Source organism: Aeromonas sp. ZOR0001 (assembly GCF_000801015.1).
In the GTDB taxonomy this organism is placed as follows: Bacteria; Pseudomonadota; Gammaproteobacteria; order Enterobacterales; family Aeromonadaceae; genus Aeromonas; species Aeromonas veronii.
Map to the genome: position 1 here is coordinate 78,499 of NZ_JRJY01000022.1, position 18,394 is coordinate 96,892.

Consider the following 18,394-nt stretch of genomic DNA (forward strand, 5'->3'; position numbering starts at 1 on the left):
TCCACCGTGCGCGAGGTGGGTCACTACTCCTGCCGCTCCATGACCGGCAACTGCTCGGCGCTGCAGACCCTGGCCGATGAGCCCGGCTATGTGCAGATCCACCCGAGCGATGCCAAGAAGCTGGGGGTGAAGGATCAGGCGCTGGTCTGGATCTCGTCGCGCCGTGGCAAGGTGATCACCCGGGCCAACTACAACGACCGGGTCAACGCCGGGGTGGTCTACATGACCTACCAGTGGTGGATCGGGGCCTGCAACGAGCTCACCATCGAGCACGTCGATCCCGTCTCCCACACGCCGGAGTACAAGTACTGTGCGGTGAAGATCGAGCGCATCGACAATCAGCCTGAGGCGGAAGTGTACGTCCAGACTGAATACAGCGCGCTCAAGGCGAAATTGCGCAGCGCAGCCAAAGGCTGATCGCCCTAAAAAAGAGGTTCTGCACAAATAAGGGAACCCGACTCGGATTTATCGAGTCGGGCACCCTTTTATTACCCAAAGAAAGGGGAGTAAATGATGCAACATGAAATTGGTCGCTTATTCGGACTTTTCTATATTGGCACCTATCTGGCGGCGATATTGCTGGGAATAGGTTGCTATATTTGGCGCGACGAGATGATATTTCTGCTCGGCTTCGGTTTTTTCGGCTGTTTTATGGCGGCACGGCTCGCCATGAGCAGCGTATTTTCTGCCTTGAGTATTTCCAGTGCCTGGCTGATCGGGTTTATCTCCACCACCTTGATCAACGGCCTGCTGCTGGGGGTGATCACCCTGCTGGTCTGCCTCACGCACCAGAGCGTCACCGCCGAGCTTGCCGACAACGCCAGCTGGCTGCTGATGGCCTTCCAGAGCCTGTCGGCCCTCTTTATCTTCGGTGGCCTGAAGTGCTGCCACCGCCGGATCATCACCTCATAAACTGCCGATGGATGGGTTGCAAACGCCATCTTGAATCTCGCAGCCAGCGAAGAGGAGAGGCAGATCTGACAGTTGACGGCGGCCCACTTTTCGGGCGCCTTAATTGAGATCAAGAACTGATGAAATAACCGGTTAAATATGGCCATCAGATATATTAAATCGGATTGTAATGAAATTTGAGCTCATCTATGATGAGTCGCCATTCCAATATATCCCCCGATAACGATGTTACTTTTTGTTGTCGTTCGTTAATAACAACTCTGGAATTGCAACATGCGACAATTTTCGTCACCGTTTTTCTTATTGGCAGCCGCTTTTACGGGTTGCAGCTATTTATTTTGGTGACGGGTGCTTGTCGTGATGCGATGGCATGGACAGCCTGACTGGTGACTAAATCGATATAACGTGAGGCCGCAATGCTAAATGTGAGTGCCATCCCCCTGGACGAGATCTCTCCCATCTGGGACGACGGTTTCCTCCTGCTCTCCAAATCCCTCCTGTCGGCCGTGACGCTCGATGACTTTATCCACAAACTCAACAAGATAGATGCCAGCTTCGGCGGCGTAACCCGGGTCAACCTGATCCTCAACATGGGTGCGGACGAGGAGGCCATCTTCTACTTCATGGGACATTCCGGCCCAAAGCATCTGGTCTGCCCCAAGGCAGAGCTGCACCTCTCCCCCCGTCCTACCAAAGAGACCCCGGAACAGGCTATCATTCTCGCTGCCGCCCGCTTTGAGAATCACTGCCCGGCGCTGGATCGCGAAGGGGTCTACGGGGGGCTGCGCTCCTACTGCCAGCTCCCCATCACCACCGCCCGCAGCCACCTTGGCGGAGTCGAGTTTATCAACACCCAGCTCGACAGCTTCACCATGGAGACACTCGCCAAGCTGACTCAGCTGGCGGCCATTATCGCCATTGCGCTGGAGAACGTGCTCGACAAGGAGCGCACTCTGGAGCAGGCCAACTCCCTGCGCCTTGAGCGCGACAGCTGCAAAATTCTGGTGGATGTGACCAATGCAGTGATCAAACTGGTGCGCATTGCCGAGCTGCCCAAGAGCCTGTTTGCCATCCTGCATCACCACTTTGGCATCAGCAGCTTGTGTCTGGCGGAGTACAACGCCACCTCCGACAGCTTCAAGAGCTATCTGGTCAATCAGCACCAGAGCGAGCAGCCGGGCATCATCGATCACTCCTGTTTTGAAAAGAAGTGCCTGCAGGGGGCCCTTGGCCACAGCGAGCCGTTTTTCGTCTATCGCGAACACGGCCACGGCTGCAGCAATCGCTGCCGCTTTACCTCCCAGATCCTGCCCCCCGAGGCTGACAGCTCCTGCATTTTGCCGCTGCGCTATCGGGGCAACCTGCTGGGGGTGTTGATCCTCTCGCATCCCAACGCCGACTTCTTTGCCGATATCGATATCTCCTTGCTGGAGCAGGTGGCGGCGCGCACCGCCATAGCCATGAATAACGTGCAGGCCCAGCAGGAGATCTCCAACACCACGGGGGCCCGCGAGAAGACCATTCGCATCAACGAGCCGCAGATGCAGGGGGAGTTCCCCCACATCATCTACCAGAGCGCGGTGATGGAGAGCGTGCTGGAGAAGGTGCGGCTGGTGGCCGAGAGCGACAGTACCGTGCTGATCCTCGGCGAGACCGGAACCGGCAAGGAGCTGATCGCCCAGGCCATTCACGCCCTGAGTGCCCGCCACGACCACGAGATGGTGAAGGTGAACTGCGCCGCCATTCCCACCGGCCTTATCGAAAGCGATCTCTTTGGCCACGAGAAGGGGGCCTTTACCGGTGCCCTGACCCAGCGTATCGGCCGCTTCGAGCGGGCCCACAAGGGCACCCTGTTCCTCGACGAAGTGGGGGATATGCCGCTGGACTTGCAGCCCAAACTCTTGAGGGTATTGCAGGAGCACGAGCTGGAACGAGTGGGCAACAGCAACCCCATCGCGGTGGATGTGCGGCTGGTGGCCGCCACCAACTGCGATCTGCTCTCCATGGTCAAGAACAAGCGTTTCAGAAGCGATCTCTACTACCGCCTCAACGTCTTTCCCATCGAACTGCCGCCGCTGCGCGAGCGCCGCGAGGATATTCCGCTGCTGGTCAATTTCTTTATCAAGAAGATCGCCAAGCGGATGCGCCGCACCATCACCTCGATCCCCGCCGATGCCATGAAAATGCTGGTGTCGCTCCCCTGGTACGGCAATATCCGCGAGCTGGAGAACGTCATCGAGCGCGCCGTGGTGATGACCCGCGGCCATGTGCTCAACTTATCGCCCGATGAGCTGATGCCCCTCAAGGGTTATCACAAGATTGAGACCCTGGTGTATGACGAGCCCGCCACGCAGCTCTTTGCCGAGGAGGGGCCGACCGATGAACGCGAGGCGATCATCGCCGCCCTGCGTGACTGCAACGGCATCGTCGCTGGCGAGCGGGGGGCGGCCAACCGCCTCGGTATGAAGCGCACCACCTTGCTTTCGAAAATGAAGCGGCTCGGCATCTCAGCCAGAGATCCCGAGATCATCGATGGGGTCGCACCATGAGAGAGGCCATAGAGCTTGAGGCGCAGAACGAACTGGCCCGCTGCGCTATCCACCGCGAGGTGGTGCACTACCGCGCCGATGCGCTGACCTGCGACAGCGAAATGGCGCTCCCCTCTGAGACGCCGGTGGCGCTGGTCTATAACGGCATCGCCCACAGCGTGATGATGTGCTCGGCATCCGATCTGGAGGATTTCGCCATCGGCTTTTCGCTATCCGAGGGGATCATCGACAGCCTGCTCGATATCCATGACATCGAGCAGATTGAGGGCTGTCAGGGGATTGAGCTGCATATCACCCTGGCCAACCGCTGTGTCCATCGCCTTAAAGAGAAGCGGCGCACCCTGGCGGGGCGCACCGGTTGCGGCATCTGTGGCAGCGAGAGTCTGGAGCAGGTGATCCGCTGCCAGCCAAGCTTGCCCGACAGCCAGCGTCTGGCGGTAGGGCATATCGACAAGGTATTGACCGCGCTGCGCCCGCTCCAGCTGCTGGGTCAGCGCACCGGCGCCACCCATGCGGCTGTGCATCTGGATGATGAGGGCAATATTCTCGCCATCCGTGAGGATGTGGGGCGCCATATTGCGCTGGACAAGCTGGTGGGTCATCTGCAACGCAGCGGTCGCCGTGACGGCGCCATTCTGGTGACCAGCCGCGCCAGCTTCGAGATGGTGCAAAAGTGCGCCAGCGCTGGGGTCGAGATCCTGCTCGCCATCTCCGCTGCCACCGAGCTTGCGGTCGAGCGGGCTGAGCAGACTGGCCTGACGCTGGTGGGCTTTTGCCGCCCCGGACGGGCCGAGATCTATAGCGGCTGCCAGCGAATCCTGCTCAAGTAATGGCAAGGCCGTGAACCCGTTAAACGGGTCATAAAAACAGGCAATGAAAAAGGGCGGGGAGTGTGACTCCCCGCCCTTGTTGTATCTGCTGCTGTGGCGGCTTAGCGCGCCAGCAGGATACGCAGCATGCGGCGCAGCGGCTCGGCGGCGCCCCACAGCAGCTGGTCACCCACGGTAAAGGCAGCCAGATACTCAGGGCCCATATTGAGTTTGCGCAGACGGCCCACCGGAATGCTGAGGGTGCCGGTGACGGCAGCCGGGGTCAGCTCGCGGGCTGTGATGTCGCGATCGTTGGGGATCACTTTCACCCAGTCGTTGTGGGCTGCCAGCAGCGCTTCGATCTCCGCCAGCGGCACATCCTTTTTCAGCTTGATGGTGAAGGCCTGGCTGTGGCAGCGCAGGGCGCCTATCCGCACGCACAGACCATCCACCGGAATGACGGCGTTCTCGATACCCAAAATCTTGTTGGTCTCGGCCTGACCCTTCCACTCTTCACGGCTCTGGCCGTTGTCGAGCTTGGTATCGATCCAGGGGATAAGGCCACCGGCCAGCGGCACGCCGAAGTTGTCCACCGGCAGGGTGCCGGAGCGGGTCTTCTCGGTGATCTTGCGCTCGATGTCGAGGATGGCGGAGGCAGGGTCTGCCAGCTCGACCGCCACTTCGTCGCGCAGCATCCCCATCTGGGTCACCAGCTCGCGCATATGACGGGCACCGCCACCGGAGGCGGCTTGATAGGTGGCTACGCTTACCCACTCCACCAGATCGGCCTTGAACAGGCCGCCGAGGGCCAGCAGCATCAGGCTGACGGTGCAGTTGCCGCCGACGAAGGTCTTGATGCCATCGTTGAGGGCCTGCTCGATGACGTCGCCGTTGACCGGATCGAGAATGATGACGGCATCTTTCTCCATCCGCAGGGAGGAGGCGGCATCAATCCAGTAACCCTGCCAGCCAGCGGCTTTCAGGCGCGGATAGACATCCTTGGTGTAGTCGCCGCCTTGCGCGGTGATGATGATATCCTGCTTGGCTAGCGCCGCGATATCGAAGGCATCCTGCAGAGTACCGGCATCGACGCCGAAGTTGGGAGCGGCCTCACCGGCCTGGGAGGTGGTGAAGAATGTGGGTTGAATATGGGCGAAATCCTGCTCTTCCTGCATCCGGCTCATCAGAACCGATCCCACCATGCCACGCCAACCGACCAAACCTACTTTTTTCATATTGTCCTACCCTGGATTGCTGCTAAAGAAACTCGCGGTGACACCCGTAACCCCTTGTCTGGCGACGCCTGTTTACAAGCGGTTTACAGGCCATTTAAAAAATATGCGCTGCGAAAAATGCGTCTATCCACATTACGGATTGTGGCGGCTTGCGCAAGTCGAATTGCGCAATATTCTGTGCCGTTTGCTGCATTAACCGGCAGCCAGCGCACCGCTCAGGCAGACGGGGAGGGAGAAGGTCAATATCAGACGAAAAGGCCACCGTTTTTGGCGGTGGCCTGTCAATAAAGCGGTTGAGAACGTCCTCTGCTGTTGTCTGAGGGCGTAGTTGGCGAGTGAAACAGCCCGACAGCTTGGGCGCTTAGCCGTAACGGGCCAAAGTGAGCCCCTCATCGCTGATGGCGGGTTCGCTGCCGCTGATGAGATCGCACAACAGCTGACCCGAACCGGCCGCCATGGTCCAGCCCAATGTGCCGTGGCCGGTATTGAGCCAGAGGCCGGGAATGGGGCTTGGCCCCACCAGCGGGGTGCCGTCCGGCGTCATGGGACGCAGGCCGGTCCAGAACTCGGCCTTGCTGATATCGCCCCCTGCGGGGAAGAGATCGCCGACCACCATGGCCAGAGTGTCGTGGCGTCTCGGATTCAAGGCGAGGTTGTAGCCCGACAGCTCCGCCATGCCGCCGACCCGGATCCGCTCGTCAAAGCGGGTGATGGCCACCTTGTAGGTTTCATCGAGCACGGTACTGCGCGGCGCGGCCTCGGCATTGATCATCGGCAGGGTGAGGGAGTAGCCCTTGACCGGATAGACAGGCAGCTCCAGCCCGAGCGGGCGCAGCAACGGCCGCAGAAAACCGGTGGCATAACTGCCAAGCGCACAGACGATGGCATCGGCGCGATAGCGCTGCTCGCCCGCCCGCACCGCCACGGCGCGGCCGCGGGCTTGCTCAATCTCGTCGATGTCGCAGTTGAAGACGAATTTGACCCCGAGCTTCTCGGCTTCAAGGGCCAGGGCCTTGGTGAAGCGGAAGCAGTCGCCGGTCTCGTCGCCGGGCAGACGCAGGCCGCCGACGATTTTGCCGCGCACCCGCGCCAGCGCAGGCTCTGCCGCTTCGCAGCCGCTGGCATCGAGCGACTGGTAGGGGACGCCATACTCCTCCAGTACCTCGATGTCGCGCTGACTGGCATCGAGCTGGGATTGGCTGCGAAACAGCTGCAGGGTGCCGAGTTGGCGCCCTTCGTAATCGATGTTCAGCTCGTCGCGCAGCAGCTTCATGCAGTCGCGGCTGTATTCGGCCAGACGCACCATGCGCCCCTTGTTGGTGGCATAGGCGGTCGGGGTGCAGTTGGCGAGCATTCTGAGCATCCAGCGAAGCTGGAAGGGGTCGGCGGTGGGGCGCACGGTGAAGGGGGCATGCTTTTGCAGCATCCACTTGGCGGCCTTGAGGGGAATGCCGGGGGCCGCCCAGGGGGCCGCATAACCCGGTGATATCTGCCCGGCGTTGGCATGGCTGGTTTCAAGGGCGACGCCACTCTGCCGCTCCAGCAGGGTCACCTTGTGACCCGCTTTGGCCAGATACCAGGCGCTGGTTACCCCAATCACGCCACCACCGAGAACCACTATCTCCATATCGTCTTTCCTTGACTGATCTCCTGATGTGGCCACCACCATAATCAGCCGCCACAGGATATTCAACCGCTCTGCGCAGGATTGGGATCTCTGTCTGCTTGCCTGTCACAAGCTGGTGTTTGGTGCGATGGTGAGCCTGATTGCCAGCGTAAATCGCTGCACTGTTGTCAGGGCATGTGTCAGGGAACATGGCCCGCTTACAACTGCTCCAGCTTGATCAGGTAGTGCTCCGCCGTTGCCAGAATGGCCTGCTGTTGTTCTGCGGCTTGGCCATCCCAGTTGGCATAGGGGAGGGCGAGGCGAGGATTGCTGCCAAGTTTGTCCCGATTGCGCCAAAGAAAGTGCCAGTAGAGGCTGTTGAAGGGGCAACTTCCGTCGCCGCTGCGGGCTTTGACCTGATAGTGGCACCCCTTGCAATAGTGGCCCATCCGCTCGAGATAGGCGCCGCTGCTGGCGTAGGGCTTGCTGCCCATCAGGCCGCCATCGGCAAACTGGCTCATGCCGCGGGTGTTGGGCAGCTCCACCCACTCGATGGCATCCACATAGATGCCGAGATACCACTGATCCACCTCGTCAGGATCGATCCCCGCCAGCAGGGCAAAGTTGCCGGTCACCATCAGCCGCTGGATATGGTGGGCGTAACCGTGCTCAAGAGACTGGCGAATGGCGTGACGCACGCAGGCCATCCTGGTTTCGCCGTTCCAGAAGAAACCGGGCAGCGGCCGGTTGGCCCCGAGAAAATTGGTCTGCTGGTAGTCGGGCATCTTGTCCCAGTAGAGGGCACGGACAAACTCGCGCCAGCCGAGGATCTGGCGAATAAACCCCTCCACCTGCGCCAGCGTGATGGTGGCCTGATTGGCCTGCCAGTGGGTCTCGGCGGCGCGGATCACCTCAAGCGGATTAAGCATCTTGCTGTTGAGGGAAAACGACAGGCGGCTGTGAAACAGACTCCAGCCCCGCTCGCTCAGGGCATCCTGATAGCGGCCAAAGTGAGGCAGGCAGTGGGTGAGAAAATGGGCCAGCAGCTCGCGACTCTGGCGCCTTGTGATGGGCCAGGGCTGCCTGCTTGCATCTGCCTCGCCTATGGTGCTGACCCCGTGGCGGGTCAGCATGGCATCAATCTCGCTCACCTCGTTGGCAAAGGTGAGAGGTTCCGGGATCGGTTGACGCTCCGGCAGCTTGGCGCGGTTCTCGTCATCAAAATTCCAGCGCCCGCCAAGGGGTTGGCCGTGCTCATCGAGCAGCACTTGGTATTGCTTTCGCAAGGAGCGGTAGAAGAACTCCATCCGGCTGTGGGGATAGCGCTGCCAGCCATCGCGGGGGGTGAGAAAATGTTCGCTCTCCACTTCGGTAGCAGGGATGGCTAGGGCCGCCGCCCAGCTTTTCAACTGGCTGGCGAGGCGCCACTCGTCCGGGCTCTGCCAGGCAAAGCTGCTGGCCTGATGCGCCGCGATTTGGGCTGCCAGTAGGCTGGGCAAATCGGGCCAGCGGGCGCTCTCATCAAGGGTCAGGTAACAGACGCGGTGGCCCGCTTGGGTGAGTGCTGCCGCGAAGGCGCGCATGGCGGCAAAGAAGGCCAGCACCTTCTGGCGATGGTGGCGGCAGTAGTCGGTCTCCTGGCGCAGCTCCGCCATCAGGTAGCAGATTGCCGGATCCGGGGTGCGAAACCAGCTGTGAGCGGCGTTCAGCTGATCGCCGAGAATCAGGCGCAGCTCCATCAGACTCGCTCCCCCTCAGGTTGCTGGCTGCGGTGACGAGCGTGGCGACAGCGCTCGCTGCAGTAGCGAACCTCCTCCCAGCTGCGCGCCCACTTGCGCCGCCAGCTGAAGGGGCGCTGGCAGACGGGGCAGATCTTCTCGGGCAGATGGGGTTTGCGATGCATGATGGCTTCCGGCCCTGGCTGATGGGGGATGTGGCGTGTAGGTAGGGAGAATAACGAACCGGGGGCGCGGGCGGATCAACCTCACTGCCGGTTTGCCGCGCAGACGCCCACTTTGTGAGCGGGCGCACAGCCCGTCGGTGCACCCCTTGTTTGCAAATTAACCAGCCGTTAACGTGGCGAGGTTGCCTGTTGGCAGCATCCATCAATGGATCTTGTTGGCCACCGACTGTCTACAACCGATATGGAGGGGAGTGATGCCAATCATGACAGCTACGCCCCGGGCAGCTTGCCTGCTCGCCCACTGGTATACCCGGGATCCCATTCTCACCTTCGACTTTCCTCACCGCTGATTGGCGGCACCCGCCGTTTGAATTTGTCAGCCGGACGACCCTGATCGCCCCGGCCTCTTTGCCAATTCTAATTCCAATTTCAAACACACTGGCCCCGCGCCGGTGAGGAGTCTTTTATGCGTCGTATACCCGAGCCGTTTCGTATCAAGATGGTCGAGCCCATCAAACAGACCACTGGCTCCGAGCGCCGCGCCGCCCTCGAGGCTGCTGGCTGGAACCCCTTCCTGCTGCTGGCCGAGGATGTCTATATCGATCTGCTGACCGACAGTGGCACAGGCGCCATGTCCGACCGCCAGTGGGCCGGCATCATGATGGGGGATGAGGCCTATGCGGGCAGTCGCAACTTCGTCGAGCTGGAGCGCACGGTGCGCGAGATCTTTGGCTACCAGCATGTGATGCCCACCCACCAGGGGCGCGGGGCGGAGCAGATCCTCTTCCCCGAGCTGGTCAAGCGCTGCAAGGGCAAGGCGCCTGTCTTTATCTCCAACTACCACTTCGACACCACCAAGGCCCATGTGGAGTTGGCTGGCGCGCGGGCCATCAACCTGCTCACCCCGAAAGCTCTCGACACCACGGCCCCTTATGCCTGGAAGGGGGATTTTGATCTTCCTCGCCTGACCGACACCATCGAGACCCTGGGGGCCGACAACGTGGCCGGCATCATCATCACGGTCACCTGCAACAGCGCCGGTGGTCAGCCGGTCTCCATGGCCAATATGGAGGCGGTCACCGAGCTGGCCCGTCGTCACCATATTCCGGTGGTGATCGATGCCGCCCGCTTTGCCGAAAACGCCTGGTTTATCAAGGCGCGGGATCCGGCCTATGCCAAGCGCAGCATCAAGGAGATAGTGCGCCAGATGTTCGCACTGGGGGACATCTTCACCATGTCGGCCAAAAAAGACGGACTGGTCAATATCGGCGGGTTGTGTTGTTTTAAAGAGGATCTCGACCTGTTTCGCGCCGTGCAGGTGCGCTGCGTGGCGATGGAGGGGTTTGTCACCTATGGCGGCCTTGCCGGGCGGGATATGGCGGCGCTTGCCATCGGCCTGCGCGAGGGGATGGATGAGGAGTATCTCACCTACCGCATCAGTCAGGTGGCTTATCTGGGTGAGCGGCTGGCCGAGGCGGGCATCCCCATCCAGACCCCCACCGGCGGTCATGCGGTGTTTGTGGATGCCAAAAAGCTGCTGCCCCATATTCCGGCCGAGCAGTTCCCGGCCCATGCGCTCGCCTGCGAGCTCTATCTGGAAGGGGGCGTGCGCGGGGTGGAGATTGGCTCCCTATTGCTGGGGCGTGATCCCGCCACAGGCAAGCAGGAGGCGGCAGACTTCGAGCTGCTGCGTCTGACCATTCCGCGCCGGGTCTACACCCGGGATCACATGGACTATGTGGCCGACTGCCTGATCGCGGTGAAAGCGCGGGCCAGCGACATTCGCGGGCTCACCTTTGACTACGAGCCGCCGCTGCTGCGCCACTTCACTGCGCGGCTGAAACCTGTCTGATCAGCAACCGGTCAGACTGGGTGATCAACCGCGCCAAGCTGTGAAGATCACTGGCCGCTTCCGGTTAAACGGCCAAGTAAAAAAGCCCCTGCACCAAGGTGCGGGGGCTTTCGTTTATCTAAGCAAAGCCGGGTCGTCAGACCGCCTGATACTCCAGCTCGACGGAGCCCAGCGCCTTGAGAGTGGACTGGGCGGAGTCACGCTGGCTGATCTGGCCGTTTTTGTTCTCCAGCAGTACGGCGCGGCGGATGGTGGCGAGATCTTCGCCATTAAGCACTGCATGGGCGCAGGCCATCTGCATCGGTGGCAGGCTGGGGTTGAAGGCGGCGTTCTCGGCGTAGCGGCCAGAGAAGATGCGGCCATCGGCAAACTGCAGCGCCACCGCGGCATAGCCCTGACTGTAGGGGGCGTAGCTTTGACGGGCGGCGGCCAGCGCGGCTTGCCACAGCGGATCTTCGCTTTGAAGCTCAAGCTCTGCGTGATCCTGCGGGCTCATCAGCGCATCTGTGATGTCGAGATCCGCCGGGCCAAACGAGTGGGGCAGGAAGGATTGCAGGGCGCTCAGGTCATCCGGCAGAGAGACTTTCAGGATCTTGGCGGTGCTCAGCTCGTTCATAAACTGACGGCAGTGGCCGCAAGGGGTGTAGTTGACGGTGATTTCAGAGATCCCGGTCTCGCCACCCAGCCAGGCGTTGGAGATGGCGGACTGCTCGGCGTGAACCGAGTGGAACAGACCTTGCCCTGCAAACTCCATGTTGGCACCGAAGTACCAGGTGCCACTCAGGCCGCAGGCTATGGCACCGACATAAAACTTGGAGATGGGCGCCACCGAGCAGGCGGCTGCCAGCGGCAACAGGGCGAGGCGCAGGGCGCGATCATCGAGACCTGTGGCGGCTTTCAGGGTGGCGACTTGCTCCGGCGTGAAGCGGGCGTTGAAGTCGGCACTATCCAGCATGGGCTGCACGGCTGCTTTGAGCGGGGCAGAGAGGGTATCGAATGGCTTGGCAAAACGGGGATGCATAGTGTGTCCTCAAAGGCCAATTGGGCGGCCATTGTAGGGAGCAAGCTCGGGTAAATGTGTGAGCAGGCTCACGCCCTGATGGGCAAACGGAGGGGGATGGTAATGGAAACGTTTGTCTTGTGCAAATTGTGCGGCAGGTCGCACACCGAGAGGCCAGCAGGCCCCCCGGAATGGTCAACAGGTGGTCAATGGGGTGATCAGATCAGCCAGTGATAGATGGCAAACAGCAGCGGGGCGACGGCAGCGGTGAGGATCCCGCACACCACCATGGCGAGCGATGCAAAGGCCCCCTGGGTGATCCCCTTCTCGGCGGAGGTAGCCGTGCCGATGGCGTGGGCACAGGCCCCCATGGCGAGCCCTTGCGCTTCCGGATCGGTCACTTTGAGCAGTTTGAGCAGTGGATAGCCGATCAGGGCACCGACAATCCCCACCACCACCACCACGGCGGCCGCGATGGCGGGAATGCCGCCGATGGACTGGCTGACGCTCATGGCGAGCGGGGTGGTAATCGATTTGGTGGCAAGCGAAGCAAGTAGTGCCGGATCTGTGCCCATAAAGTGACCGATTAGCAGGGTTGTGCACACCGAGATCAAGACGGAGGCGAGGGTACAGATTAGGATGGGCTTGAGCTTGGCCTGGATCTGGCGCGCCTGCTGATAGAGCGGCAGCGCCAGCGCCACTACTGCGGGCTCCAGCAGCATGGTAATGGGGCTGCTGCCGCGCTCGTACTGCTCAAGGGGCAGATCAAACCAGAGCAGCAGGCCGATGATCACCGCGGTCGGCACCAGCACAGGGTTGATGATGGGCCAGGGCAGGCGGCGATAGAGGGCGCGGGTGGCGAAATAGAGCGCCAGGGTCAGAGGGATCGCTAGCCAGAAGATCATTTGTTCATCCTCTGGTAGAGCCGACCGACGGTGGCGAGGATCAGCACGATCCCGAGCACGATGCAGAGCATGATGACGCCGAAGGATTGGCGCAGGGGCTCAAGCCAGGCCACCAGCCCGACAGCGACCGGCACGAACAGCACGCCCATGTGGCGCAGCAGCAAGCCAGCGCCCAGCTCGACCCAGTGCAGCTTGATCAGTTGCAGGGAGAGCAGCACAAACAGCAGCAGCATACCGATGATGCTGCCGGGAAAGGCGAACGGCAGGATGGCTGCCACGGATTTGCCTGCCAGCAGGCAGGCGACGATGACCATAAAGTCACGAAAGTACAGCAAGGCGCGTTGCGCGATCACGTGAACCTCATCGACTGGGAAGAAAAATCGCAGTTTACCAGAGAGGCCGGGTCGCGGCATTAAAACAATAACAACTGAAATCAGTTCGTTTGAAGCTGATTTGTATGCAGATTATCTGTTGAACATCGTCTGATAGAACCCTTTTTCGAACTACAAGGAGTAGTGATGACATCCCTCTTGTCCCGAGTTCGCCAGCTGGCGAATGATAATGCGTTGCCACCCCATCTGCTGCAAACCCGTCAGTGGGATGGGCCTCTGTGCCGGGTGCGACTCGACAACACAGGTTCTGATGCCACCCCGGTTGAGCGCTGGGTGCTTTTTGACGGCAAGCTTGGCCTGCCGGTGGAGAGCGCCATCTATGGCGAAGGATTCCAGATGCTGGCCCAGACCATGGGTAGCTGGCAATCACCGCAATATGTCGGCCGTTGTCCCGATGCCAGCGTTTATCGCATCACTGATGACAATGGCTATCACACCATTCACAACCTGTTGCTGGTGGAGCATGGCAAGGGGTGGCTGCTGCTCGCCTTTGCCAGCTGCCACCGTTTTGGCGGGGAGTTTCGCCTCTATCCCGATGGTCGCTTGCAGATCCTGATGAATTGCGAAGGGCGGGAGCTCGCGGCCGGTGAGCACTGGCAGAGCGAGGCGCTGATCTGCCTCGAAGGAGCGGAGCGCGAGGATCTGCTGGCCGAGCTGGCACGGCTGATCGAGGTCGAACATGGCTCGCTGATCAGCAAGGTGAGTGAGCGCCCGAGCGGCTGGTGCTCCTGGTATCACTACTACGCCGAGGTGAGCGCTGCCGATATTCGCGAGAACCTGCAGGTGCGTGCCGAGCGTTTCCCGGCCCTGCGTTATGTGCAGATCGACGACGGCTATCAGGCCAAGATGGGCGACTGGCTCACTCCGTCGGCCAAGTTCGAGCAAGGTGTAGCCTCACTGGCTGCGGAGATCAAACAGGCTGGCTGCGAGCCTGCCCTCTGGGTCGCACCCTTTATTGCAGAGCCCGGTTCACAGGTGTTTCAGGATCATCCCGAGTGGTTTGTGAAAGGGGATGACGGCCTGCCGCTCCCCTCCGAGCGGGTCACCTATGGCGGTTGGCGTTGTACTCCCTGGTATGTGCTGGACGGTACCCACCCCGAGGTGCAAGCGCACCTCGAGCGGGTGTTCCGTACCCTGCGCGAGCAGTGGGGCATCCACTATTTCAAGCTCGATGCCAACTTCTGGGGCGCCATCCACGGTGGTCGTTTCCACGATCCGGCCGCCACTCGGGTTGAGGCCTATCGGCGCGGCATGGCCGCCATCCTGCGTGGTGCTGGCGATGGTGCTTTCCTGCTCGGTTGCAACGCCCCCATCTGGCCAAGCCTTGGGCTGGTGCACGGCATGCGGGTGAGTGACGATGTGGAGCGCAATGGCCACCGCTATCGCCAGATCGCCCGTGAAGCCTTCTGCCGTGCCTGGCAGAATGACAAGCTCTGGGCCCTCGACCCCGACTGCATTTGTCTGCGGGATCTACCGACCCAGCAGGCGAGCCAGGCTGAATACAACTTCCATCTGGCGGCGCTGGTGGCGAGCGGTGGCATGATGCTGGCCGGTGATCGACTGCAAGATCTCGATGAGGAGCAGGCGGCGCACCTGCGCAAGCTGCTTGAGCTCTGTACGGCCCGGGCACCCTCTGCCCGTTTCGAGTCGATGGACTTTGCCTGTGGTGAAGTAAGCCTGCCCGAGGGCGGCACTTTGCTCTGTCTGTTCAACTGGGAGGGGCAACCACAGGAGTTTCTGCTGCCAGAAGGGGGAACTGATTTTTGGCATGGGCAGGCAGTCGGTACGGCTGTCACCCTGCAAGAGGGCGAAGGGCGGGTGATCCGCTACGCCTGATCACAACCTCACCATAAACAATTCAGGCTCCATCACGGAGCCTGAATTGTTTCAATCAGCAGTTATCAGTCACGTTTTTCAGTAACGCCACTCAAAGCCGACGGCGTATTTGGCTGAGCCATAGCCCGGGATATCACTGCCGGAGGCGATCGCCTTGAGGGTCAGCAACGGGGTGATGGGCACCCCCAGACCAAAACCGATGGCCAACTGATCATTGGGGTTCCCCATCAGATCGACCCGCATCACCCGATAGAGGGACATATCCTCGCTCAAGTGCATATAGGCTTGCGAAGCGCGGTTATAGACCTGACCAAACACCTCCAGCTGGAAACCTGACTGGGCGCTGATGGCCAGCGGTACCCCGACAAACTTGTAGAGATGGGAACCGTTGAAGTAGCTGTTGGTGATCAGAGGAGTGAAATCAGTCTGCTGATAAAGGGTGTTGAAGTTCTGTTCTACGATGCGATAGGTCTGCTCGGGCAGGCGAGCAAGATAATCCGGTACATCGAACCGGTATGCGGCGTTGGCTGCCAGCGGCAGCAGGGCCAGTAATCCGAGCAGTGCGTGGTGACGAGGCATCAGCAAATGGCTTCCGTTCGGCCAAAGAGATCTCTTGCTTGTGAGACATCCGCTCAGGATGTTGCAAGATATTGGTTTTTGGGGAGATCCCCTTCGTCATTATGACCTGAAGAAGGGGACGGGCGGGAAGGATTTATTGTGAAACTACTCACAACTCATAAATCTTCCAGATAGTGGTAGAGACTCTTAAGAATCGCAAAGTTCCGTTCGTTACTCTGGTTCTGCTCGGCCAGCGCCTCGAGACGGGGCACATAGTCCGGCAGACGGCGGCTGAAGTAGTCGCTGCAGTGCAGGCGCCAGCGTTTCTGCTCCGCTTCGCTCAAGGTGTGCGGCCAGTTGCGGGCGCGGTAGCGAAACAGCATCTCCGGCAGCCGGGAGTCGGTAAAAGCGAACTCCCGCTCACCCAGCAGATCCGCGGGGGTGGCACGCACCAGATCCATGGTGGACTTGTCGCCATGGCCAAAGAATCCGGCGTAGAGCTGGGTATCGGGGTCGCTCTCATTGCTGCCGGCGAACTCCTGATTGAACACTTCCACCAGTTTTTCCCGCACCTCGGGGTGCGCGCGCAGCAGATCCAGGTTCTTGCGGCACTGCTCCCGATCGATGCCGAGCTCGTCGGCGCGCTCCGCCGTCAGGGTGGCGGCCGGTGCCAGCACCGGGCACTTGTTGATGTGTACCAGTTTGACCGGAATGCCGGCCAGATCCCCCAGCTCCTCTTTTTTGGTATAGAGGCGCTCGCGGATCTCCTCGCTGGAGAGTTCAATGAGCGGGGTGAGGTCGCGGGTCAGGTCGACCATGATCACCGCGTTCTGGTTGGTGGGGTGCCAGGCGAGCGGTGAGACCCAGCTTGCACACCCCTGCCACGGGGAGAACATACCGGAGACGTGTACCAGCGGTTTCATAGTCACCACGTCGATGAGGGTCTTCACCTTGTTCTTGTTACGAAGGTCAAACAGGTACCCGAACAGCTTGGGCTGGGCCTTTTTCACCAGCTTGGCCATCTCGATGGTGGCCAGCACGTCTGACAGCGCATCGTGGGCATTGGCATGGGCGACGCCGTTGGCGACCGTCAGCTTCTCCAGCCGGAAACTCGGTTTGCCTTCATCATCAAAGGCCCACTCGATCCCCTCCGGGCGCAGGGCGTAGCAGGCCCGCAGCATGTCGAGGATGTCCCAGCGTGAGTTACCGTTCTGCCAGCTGTAGGCATAGGGGTCATAGAAGTTGCGATAGAGGGTGTAGCGGGTCACTTCATCATCGAAGCGGATGCTGTTGTAGCCCAGCACACAGGTATTCGGAGTGGCGAACTGCTCGTGGATCTGGCGAATGAAATCCGCCTCGCACAGCCCATCCTTCATCGCCTTTTGTGGCGTGATACCGGTGATAAGGCACGCCTCCGGATCCGGCAGGTAGTCTGCCGGAGGCTTGCAATAGATGACCAGCGGCTCGCCAATGAGGTTGAAATCCGCATCGGTACGAATACCGGCAAACTGCGACGGCCTGTCCTTGGCGGGGCTGATGCCGAAGGTCTCGTAGTCGTGGAAATAGAAGGTAGGATTTGTCTGCTGGTTCATTTCGTGGTTCTGAATTGTGTCTATATGCTTGAAAAACAAGTCGTTATACGGAGTGTTATCTCAGATTGTCTCACTTTGTCCGATCTTGATTCAGTCCGTTTCAGACCAGTTTGGTACATATCTGTGTACACGTTAGGACGCGTTAATGTGTCAGTGAAAAATCAGATGACCAGTCACAGGAGAGTCATATGCCACTTACTGATACGAAGCTACGGGCCCTCTATGGTAAGCCCTACTTTGGCAAGACGGAATTGTCAGACCGTGATGGACTGTCAGCTCGGGTCACCGAGCGAGGCACCATCTCGTGGCAATATCGCTATCGCTGGCAAGGAAAAGCAGCGAGACTCAAAATTGGACGCTATCCCGACCTTAAACTCGCTGATGCCAGGGCGTTGATCCCTGCTATCCGTGGCGCTCTTGAACGTAATGAACATCCCAGAGTTTTCTGGGATAAACTCCACCAGAAGCATGATGTCACCCTGAAACAGTGCTGCGAGCATTTTCGTGAGCACCATTTGCCCAAGCTGCGGCCTCGTACGGTCATGCTCTATGAGCATACCATGCAGCGCTATTTCGAACCTCTGTTTATTGGTATTCCGGTGGAACAGATCCCGTTTTCGAGCTGGCTGGAGTGGTTTGATAAGATTTGTCCCGTCCTAAATCCGACTTGCAAAAGCGATTACGGTCCTGCAACCGTGCTTCTCTATGAAAAAGTCATAGCTGTCCGTGACTCTTATGGACCTAATTTTGGCATCAAAGCACCACCACTCTGGGATGGCATTTGCAACAACGAGCAAGACATTCAAGACCTGACTTTTGCTGTGCACAGCTCTGGTGCCGATATGTGGATCACCACAAAGGGCGGCCCAGATGGCAAGTTTGATGGGATGGCTTCTGCTGGCCCTGACTTCTGGGTGAGCCGTTATGACACCACCCCTGATACCTACGCACATGAAGCATTCCACCTGTTCGGCGCAGAAGATCTTTACAACCGTAAAGGTGCAGAAGGATTCTGCGACCAAGGATGCATCTGGGCTGGTCGTCTGATGTGTGGTTACGGTGATCTGACCAAGAACAACATGTTCGGTGGCAGTCCTTCTGCCATTGAGCAAGGGGATATTTACCCTTACGGTCCAAGCGAGAGGTATTTACTCCAAAACTTCTACAACAACCCTGACAGCCCTGATGCCGCTCGCCTGTTGACGATGCCTGATGGCAACCTCCGCGCTTGCTAGGGATGGACAA

General features: G+C 59.9%; 16 protein-coding genes. 7 read left to right on the forward strand and 9 right to left on the reverse strand.

All coding sequences use genetic code 11. The annotated features are described in order from the left end of the window. From L972_RS02860 to fdhD, 4 genes are all read left to right on the forward strand, one after another. The coding region (locus L972_RS02860) for a molybdopterin dinucleotide binding domain-containing protein (RefSeq protein WP_047435283.1) at nt 1-417 on the forward strand (417 nt) is incomplete at its 5' end. A 96-nt stretch (nt 418-513) separates the two neighbouring features. Then, nucleotides 514-912 (forward strand): hypothetical protein, encoded by a 399-nt coding sequence (locus L972_RS02865; protein WP_047435334.1) that lies wholly within the window; start codon nt 514-516, stop codon nt 910-912. Nucleotides 913-1,328: 416 nt separating this feature from the next. Next, a complete protein-coding gene (locus L972_RS02870; RefSeq protein ID WP_047435286.1) occupies nt 1,329-3,461 on the forward strand; it encodes a sigma 54-interacting transcriptional regulator in 2,133 nt (710 codons plus the stop codon). Continuing rightward, nucleotides 3,458-4,291, forward strand: a complete 834-nt coding sequence (gene fdhD / locus L972_RS02875; protein WP_042082058.1) for a formate dehydrogenase accessory sulfurtransferase FdhD — start codon at nt 3,458-3,460, stop codon at nt 4,289-4,291. Before L972_RS02870 ends, fdhD begins: the two co-directional genes overlap by 4 nt. 101 nt (nt 4,292-4,392) lie before the next feature. Here the strand turns inward: fdhD and asd are convergent, their stop codons facing one another. From asd to L972_RS20515, 4 genes are all read right to left on the reverse strand, one after another. Next, on the reverse strand, nt 4,393-5,505 hold the full coding sequence (gene asd / locus L972_RS02880) for an aspartate-semialdehyde dehydrogenase (protein WP_033112620.1): 1,113 nt from the start codon (nt 5,503-5,505) through the stop codon (nt 4,393-4,395). A 361-nt stretch (nt 5,506-5,866) separates the two neighbouring features. After that, complete coding sequence (locus L972_RS02885) at nt 5,867-7,174, reverse strand: D-amino acid dehydrogenase (protein ID WP_265176577.1); 1,308 nt, start codon at nt 7,172-7,174, stop codon at nt 5,867-5,869. 155 nt (nt 7,175-7,329) lie between these two features. Then, nucleotides 7,330-8,850, reverse strand: a complete 1,521-nt coding sequence (locus tag L972_RS02890; RefSeq protein WP_047435293.1) for a cryptochrome/photolyase family protein — start codon at nt 8,848-8,850, stop codon at nt 7,330-7,332. Continuing rightward, nucleotides 8,850-9,014, reverse strand: coding sequence for a DUF2256 domain-containing protein (locus L972_RS20515; protein WP_080741246.1), 165 nt, complete (start codon nt 9,012-9,014; stop codon nt 8,850-8,852). The genes L972_RS02890 and L972_RS20515 overlap by 1 nt, the downstream gene beginning before the upstream one ends. 466 nt (nt 9,015-9,480) lie before the next feature. On the opposite strand from L972_RS20515, the gene L972_RS02895 reads away from it, so the two are divergent. Continuing rightward, nucleotides 9,481-10,866: a tryptophanase gene (locus tag L972_RS02895; protein ID WP_047435296.1), complete on the forward strand. Its 1,386-nt coding sequence runs from the start codon at nt 9,481-9,483 to the stop codon at nt 10,864-10,866. 136 nt (nt 10,867-11,002) lie between these two features. Here L972_RS02895 and cdd read toward each other — a convergent pair whose 3' ends face one another. The 3 genes from cdd to L972_RS02910 form a co-directional block, all read right to left on the reverse strand. Continuing rightward, nucleotides 11,003-11,887 carry a cytidine deaminase gene (gene cdd / locus L972_RS02900; RefSeq protein ID WP_005333283.1) on the reverse strand — a complete coding sequence of 295 codons (885 nt, stop codon included), beginning with the start codon at nt 11,885-11,887 and terminating at the stop codon, nt 11,003-11,005. 197 nt (nt 11,888-12,084) lie between these two features. Further along, on the reverse strand, nt 12,085-12,771 hold the full coding sequence (locus L972_RS02905; protein WP_005333281.1) for an LrgB family protein: 687 nt from the start codon (nt 12,769-12,771) through the stop codon (nt 12,085-12,087). Next, complete coding sequence (locus L972_RS02910; RefSeq protein ID WP_005333279.1) at nt 12,768-13,124, reverse strand: CidA/LrgA family protein; 357 nt, start codon at nt 13,122-13,124, stop codon at nt 12,768-12,770. Before L972_RS02910 ends, L972_RS02905 begins: the two co-directional genes overlap by 4 nt. Before the next feature lie 165 nt (nt 13,125-13,289). Here L972_RS02910 and L972_RS02915 point away from each other — a divergent pair, with 165 nt between their 5' ends. Then, a complete protein-coding gene (locus L972_RS02915) occupies nt 13,290-14,999 on the forward strand; it encodes a glycoside hydrolase family 36 protein (protein WP_047435302.1) in 1,710 nt (569 codons plus the stop codon). 78 nt (nt 15,000-15,077) lie between these two features. Here the strand turns inward: L972_RS02915 and L972_RS02920 are convergent, their stop codons facing one another. Together L972_RS02920 and sbcB are read right to left on the reverse strand one after the other, a co-directional pair. Continuing rightward, nucleotides 15,078-15,578, reverse strand: a complete 501-nt coding sequence (locus L972_RS02920) for a hypothetical protein (RefSeq protein ID WP_005360277.1) — start codon at nt 15,576-15,578, stop codon at nt 15,078-15,080. Nucleotides 15,579-15,733: 155 nt separating this feature from the next. Further along, nucleotides 15,734-17,149 carry an exodeoxyribonuclease I gene (gene sbcB / locus L972_RS02925; RefSeq protein WP_047435305.1) on the reverse strand — a complete coding sequence of 472 codons (1,416 nt, stop codon included), beginning with the start codon at nt 17,147-17,149 and terminating at the stop codon, nt 15,734-15,736. A gap of 188 nt (nt 17,150-17,337) precedes the next feature. On the opposite strand from sbcB, the gene L972_RS21710 reads away from it, so the two are divergent. Then, nucleotides 17,338-18,384, forward strand: coding sequence for an integrase arm-type DNA-binding domain-containing protein (locus tag L972_RS21710; protein ID WP_231560894.1), 1,047 nt, complete (start codon nt 17,338-17,340; stop codon nt 18,382-18,384). The last annotated feature ends 10 nt before the right edge of the window (nt 18,385-18,394 follow it).

What these genes read in the sequence shown, in the direction of transcription:
- L972_RS02885 (WP_265176577.1), bottom strand. Translation starts at nt 7,174, where the DNA reads ATGGTGGTGGCCACATCAGGAGATCAGTCAAGGAAAGACGATATGGAG.
- L972_RS02895 (WP_047435296.1), top strand. Translation starts at nt 9,481, where the DNA reads ATGCGTCGTATACCCGAGCCGTTTCGTATCAAGATGGTCGAGCCCATC.
- asd (WP_033112620.1), bottom strand. Translation starts at nt 5,505, where the DNA reads ATGAAAAAAGTAGGTTTGGTCGGTTGGCGTGGCATGGTGGGATCGGTT.
- L972_RS02905 (WP_005333281.1), bottom strand. Translation starts at nt 12,771, where the DNA reads ATGATCTTCTGGCTAGCGATCCCTCTGACCCTGGCGCTCTATTTCGCC.
- L972_RS21710 (WP_231560894.1), top strand. Translation starts at nt 17,338, where the DNA reads ATGCCACTTACTGATACGAAGCTACGGGCCCTCTATGGTAAGCCCTAC.
- L972_RS02890 (WP_047435293.1), bottom strand. Translation starts at nt 8,850, where the DNA reads ATGGAGCTGCGCCTGATTCTCGGCGATCAGCTGAACGCCGCTCACAGC.
- L972_RS02865 (WP_047435334.1), top strand. Translation starts at nt 514, where the DNA reads ATGCAACATGAAATTGGTCGCTTATTCGGACTTTTCTATATTGGCACC.
- L972_RS20515 (WP_080741246.1), bottom strand. Translation starts at nt 9,014, where the DNA reads ATGCATCGCAAACCCCATCTGCCCGAGAAGATCTGCCCCGTCTGCCAG.
- L972_RS02920 (WP_005360277.1), bottom strand. Translation starts at nt 15,578, where the DNA reads ATGCCTCGTCACCACGCACTGCTCGGATTACTGGCCCTGCTGCCGCTG.
- L972_RS02870 (WP_047435286.1), top strand. Translation starts at nt 1,329, where the DNA reads ATGCTAAATGTGAGTGCCATCCCCCTGGACGAGATCTCTCCCATCTGG.
- fdhD (WP_042082058.1), top strand. Translation starts at nt 3,458, where the DNA reads ATGAGAGAGGCCATAGAGCTTGAGGCGCAGAACGAACTGGCCCGCTGC.
- L972_RS02915 (WP_047435302.1), top strand. Translation starts at nt 13,290, where the DNA reads ATGACATCCCTCTTGTCCCGAGTTCGCCAGCTGGCGAATGATAATGCG.
- cdd (WP_005333283.1), bottom strand. Translation starts at nt 11,887, where the DNA reads ATGCATCCCCGTTTTGCCAAGCCATTCGATACCCTCTCTGCCCCGCTC.
- sbcB (WP_047435305.1), bottom strand. Translation starts at nt 17,149, where the DNA reads ATGAACCAGCAGACAAATCCTACCTTCTATTTCCACGACTACGAGACC.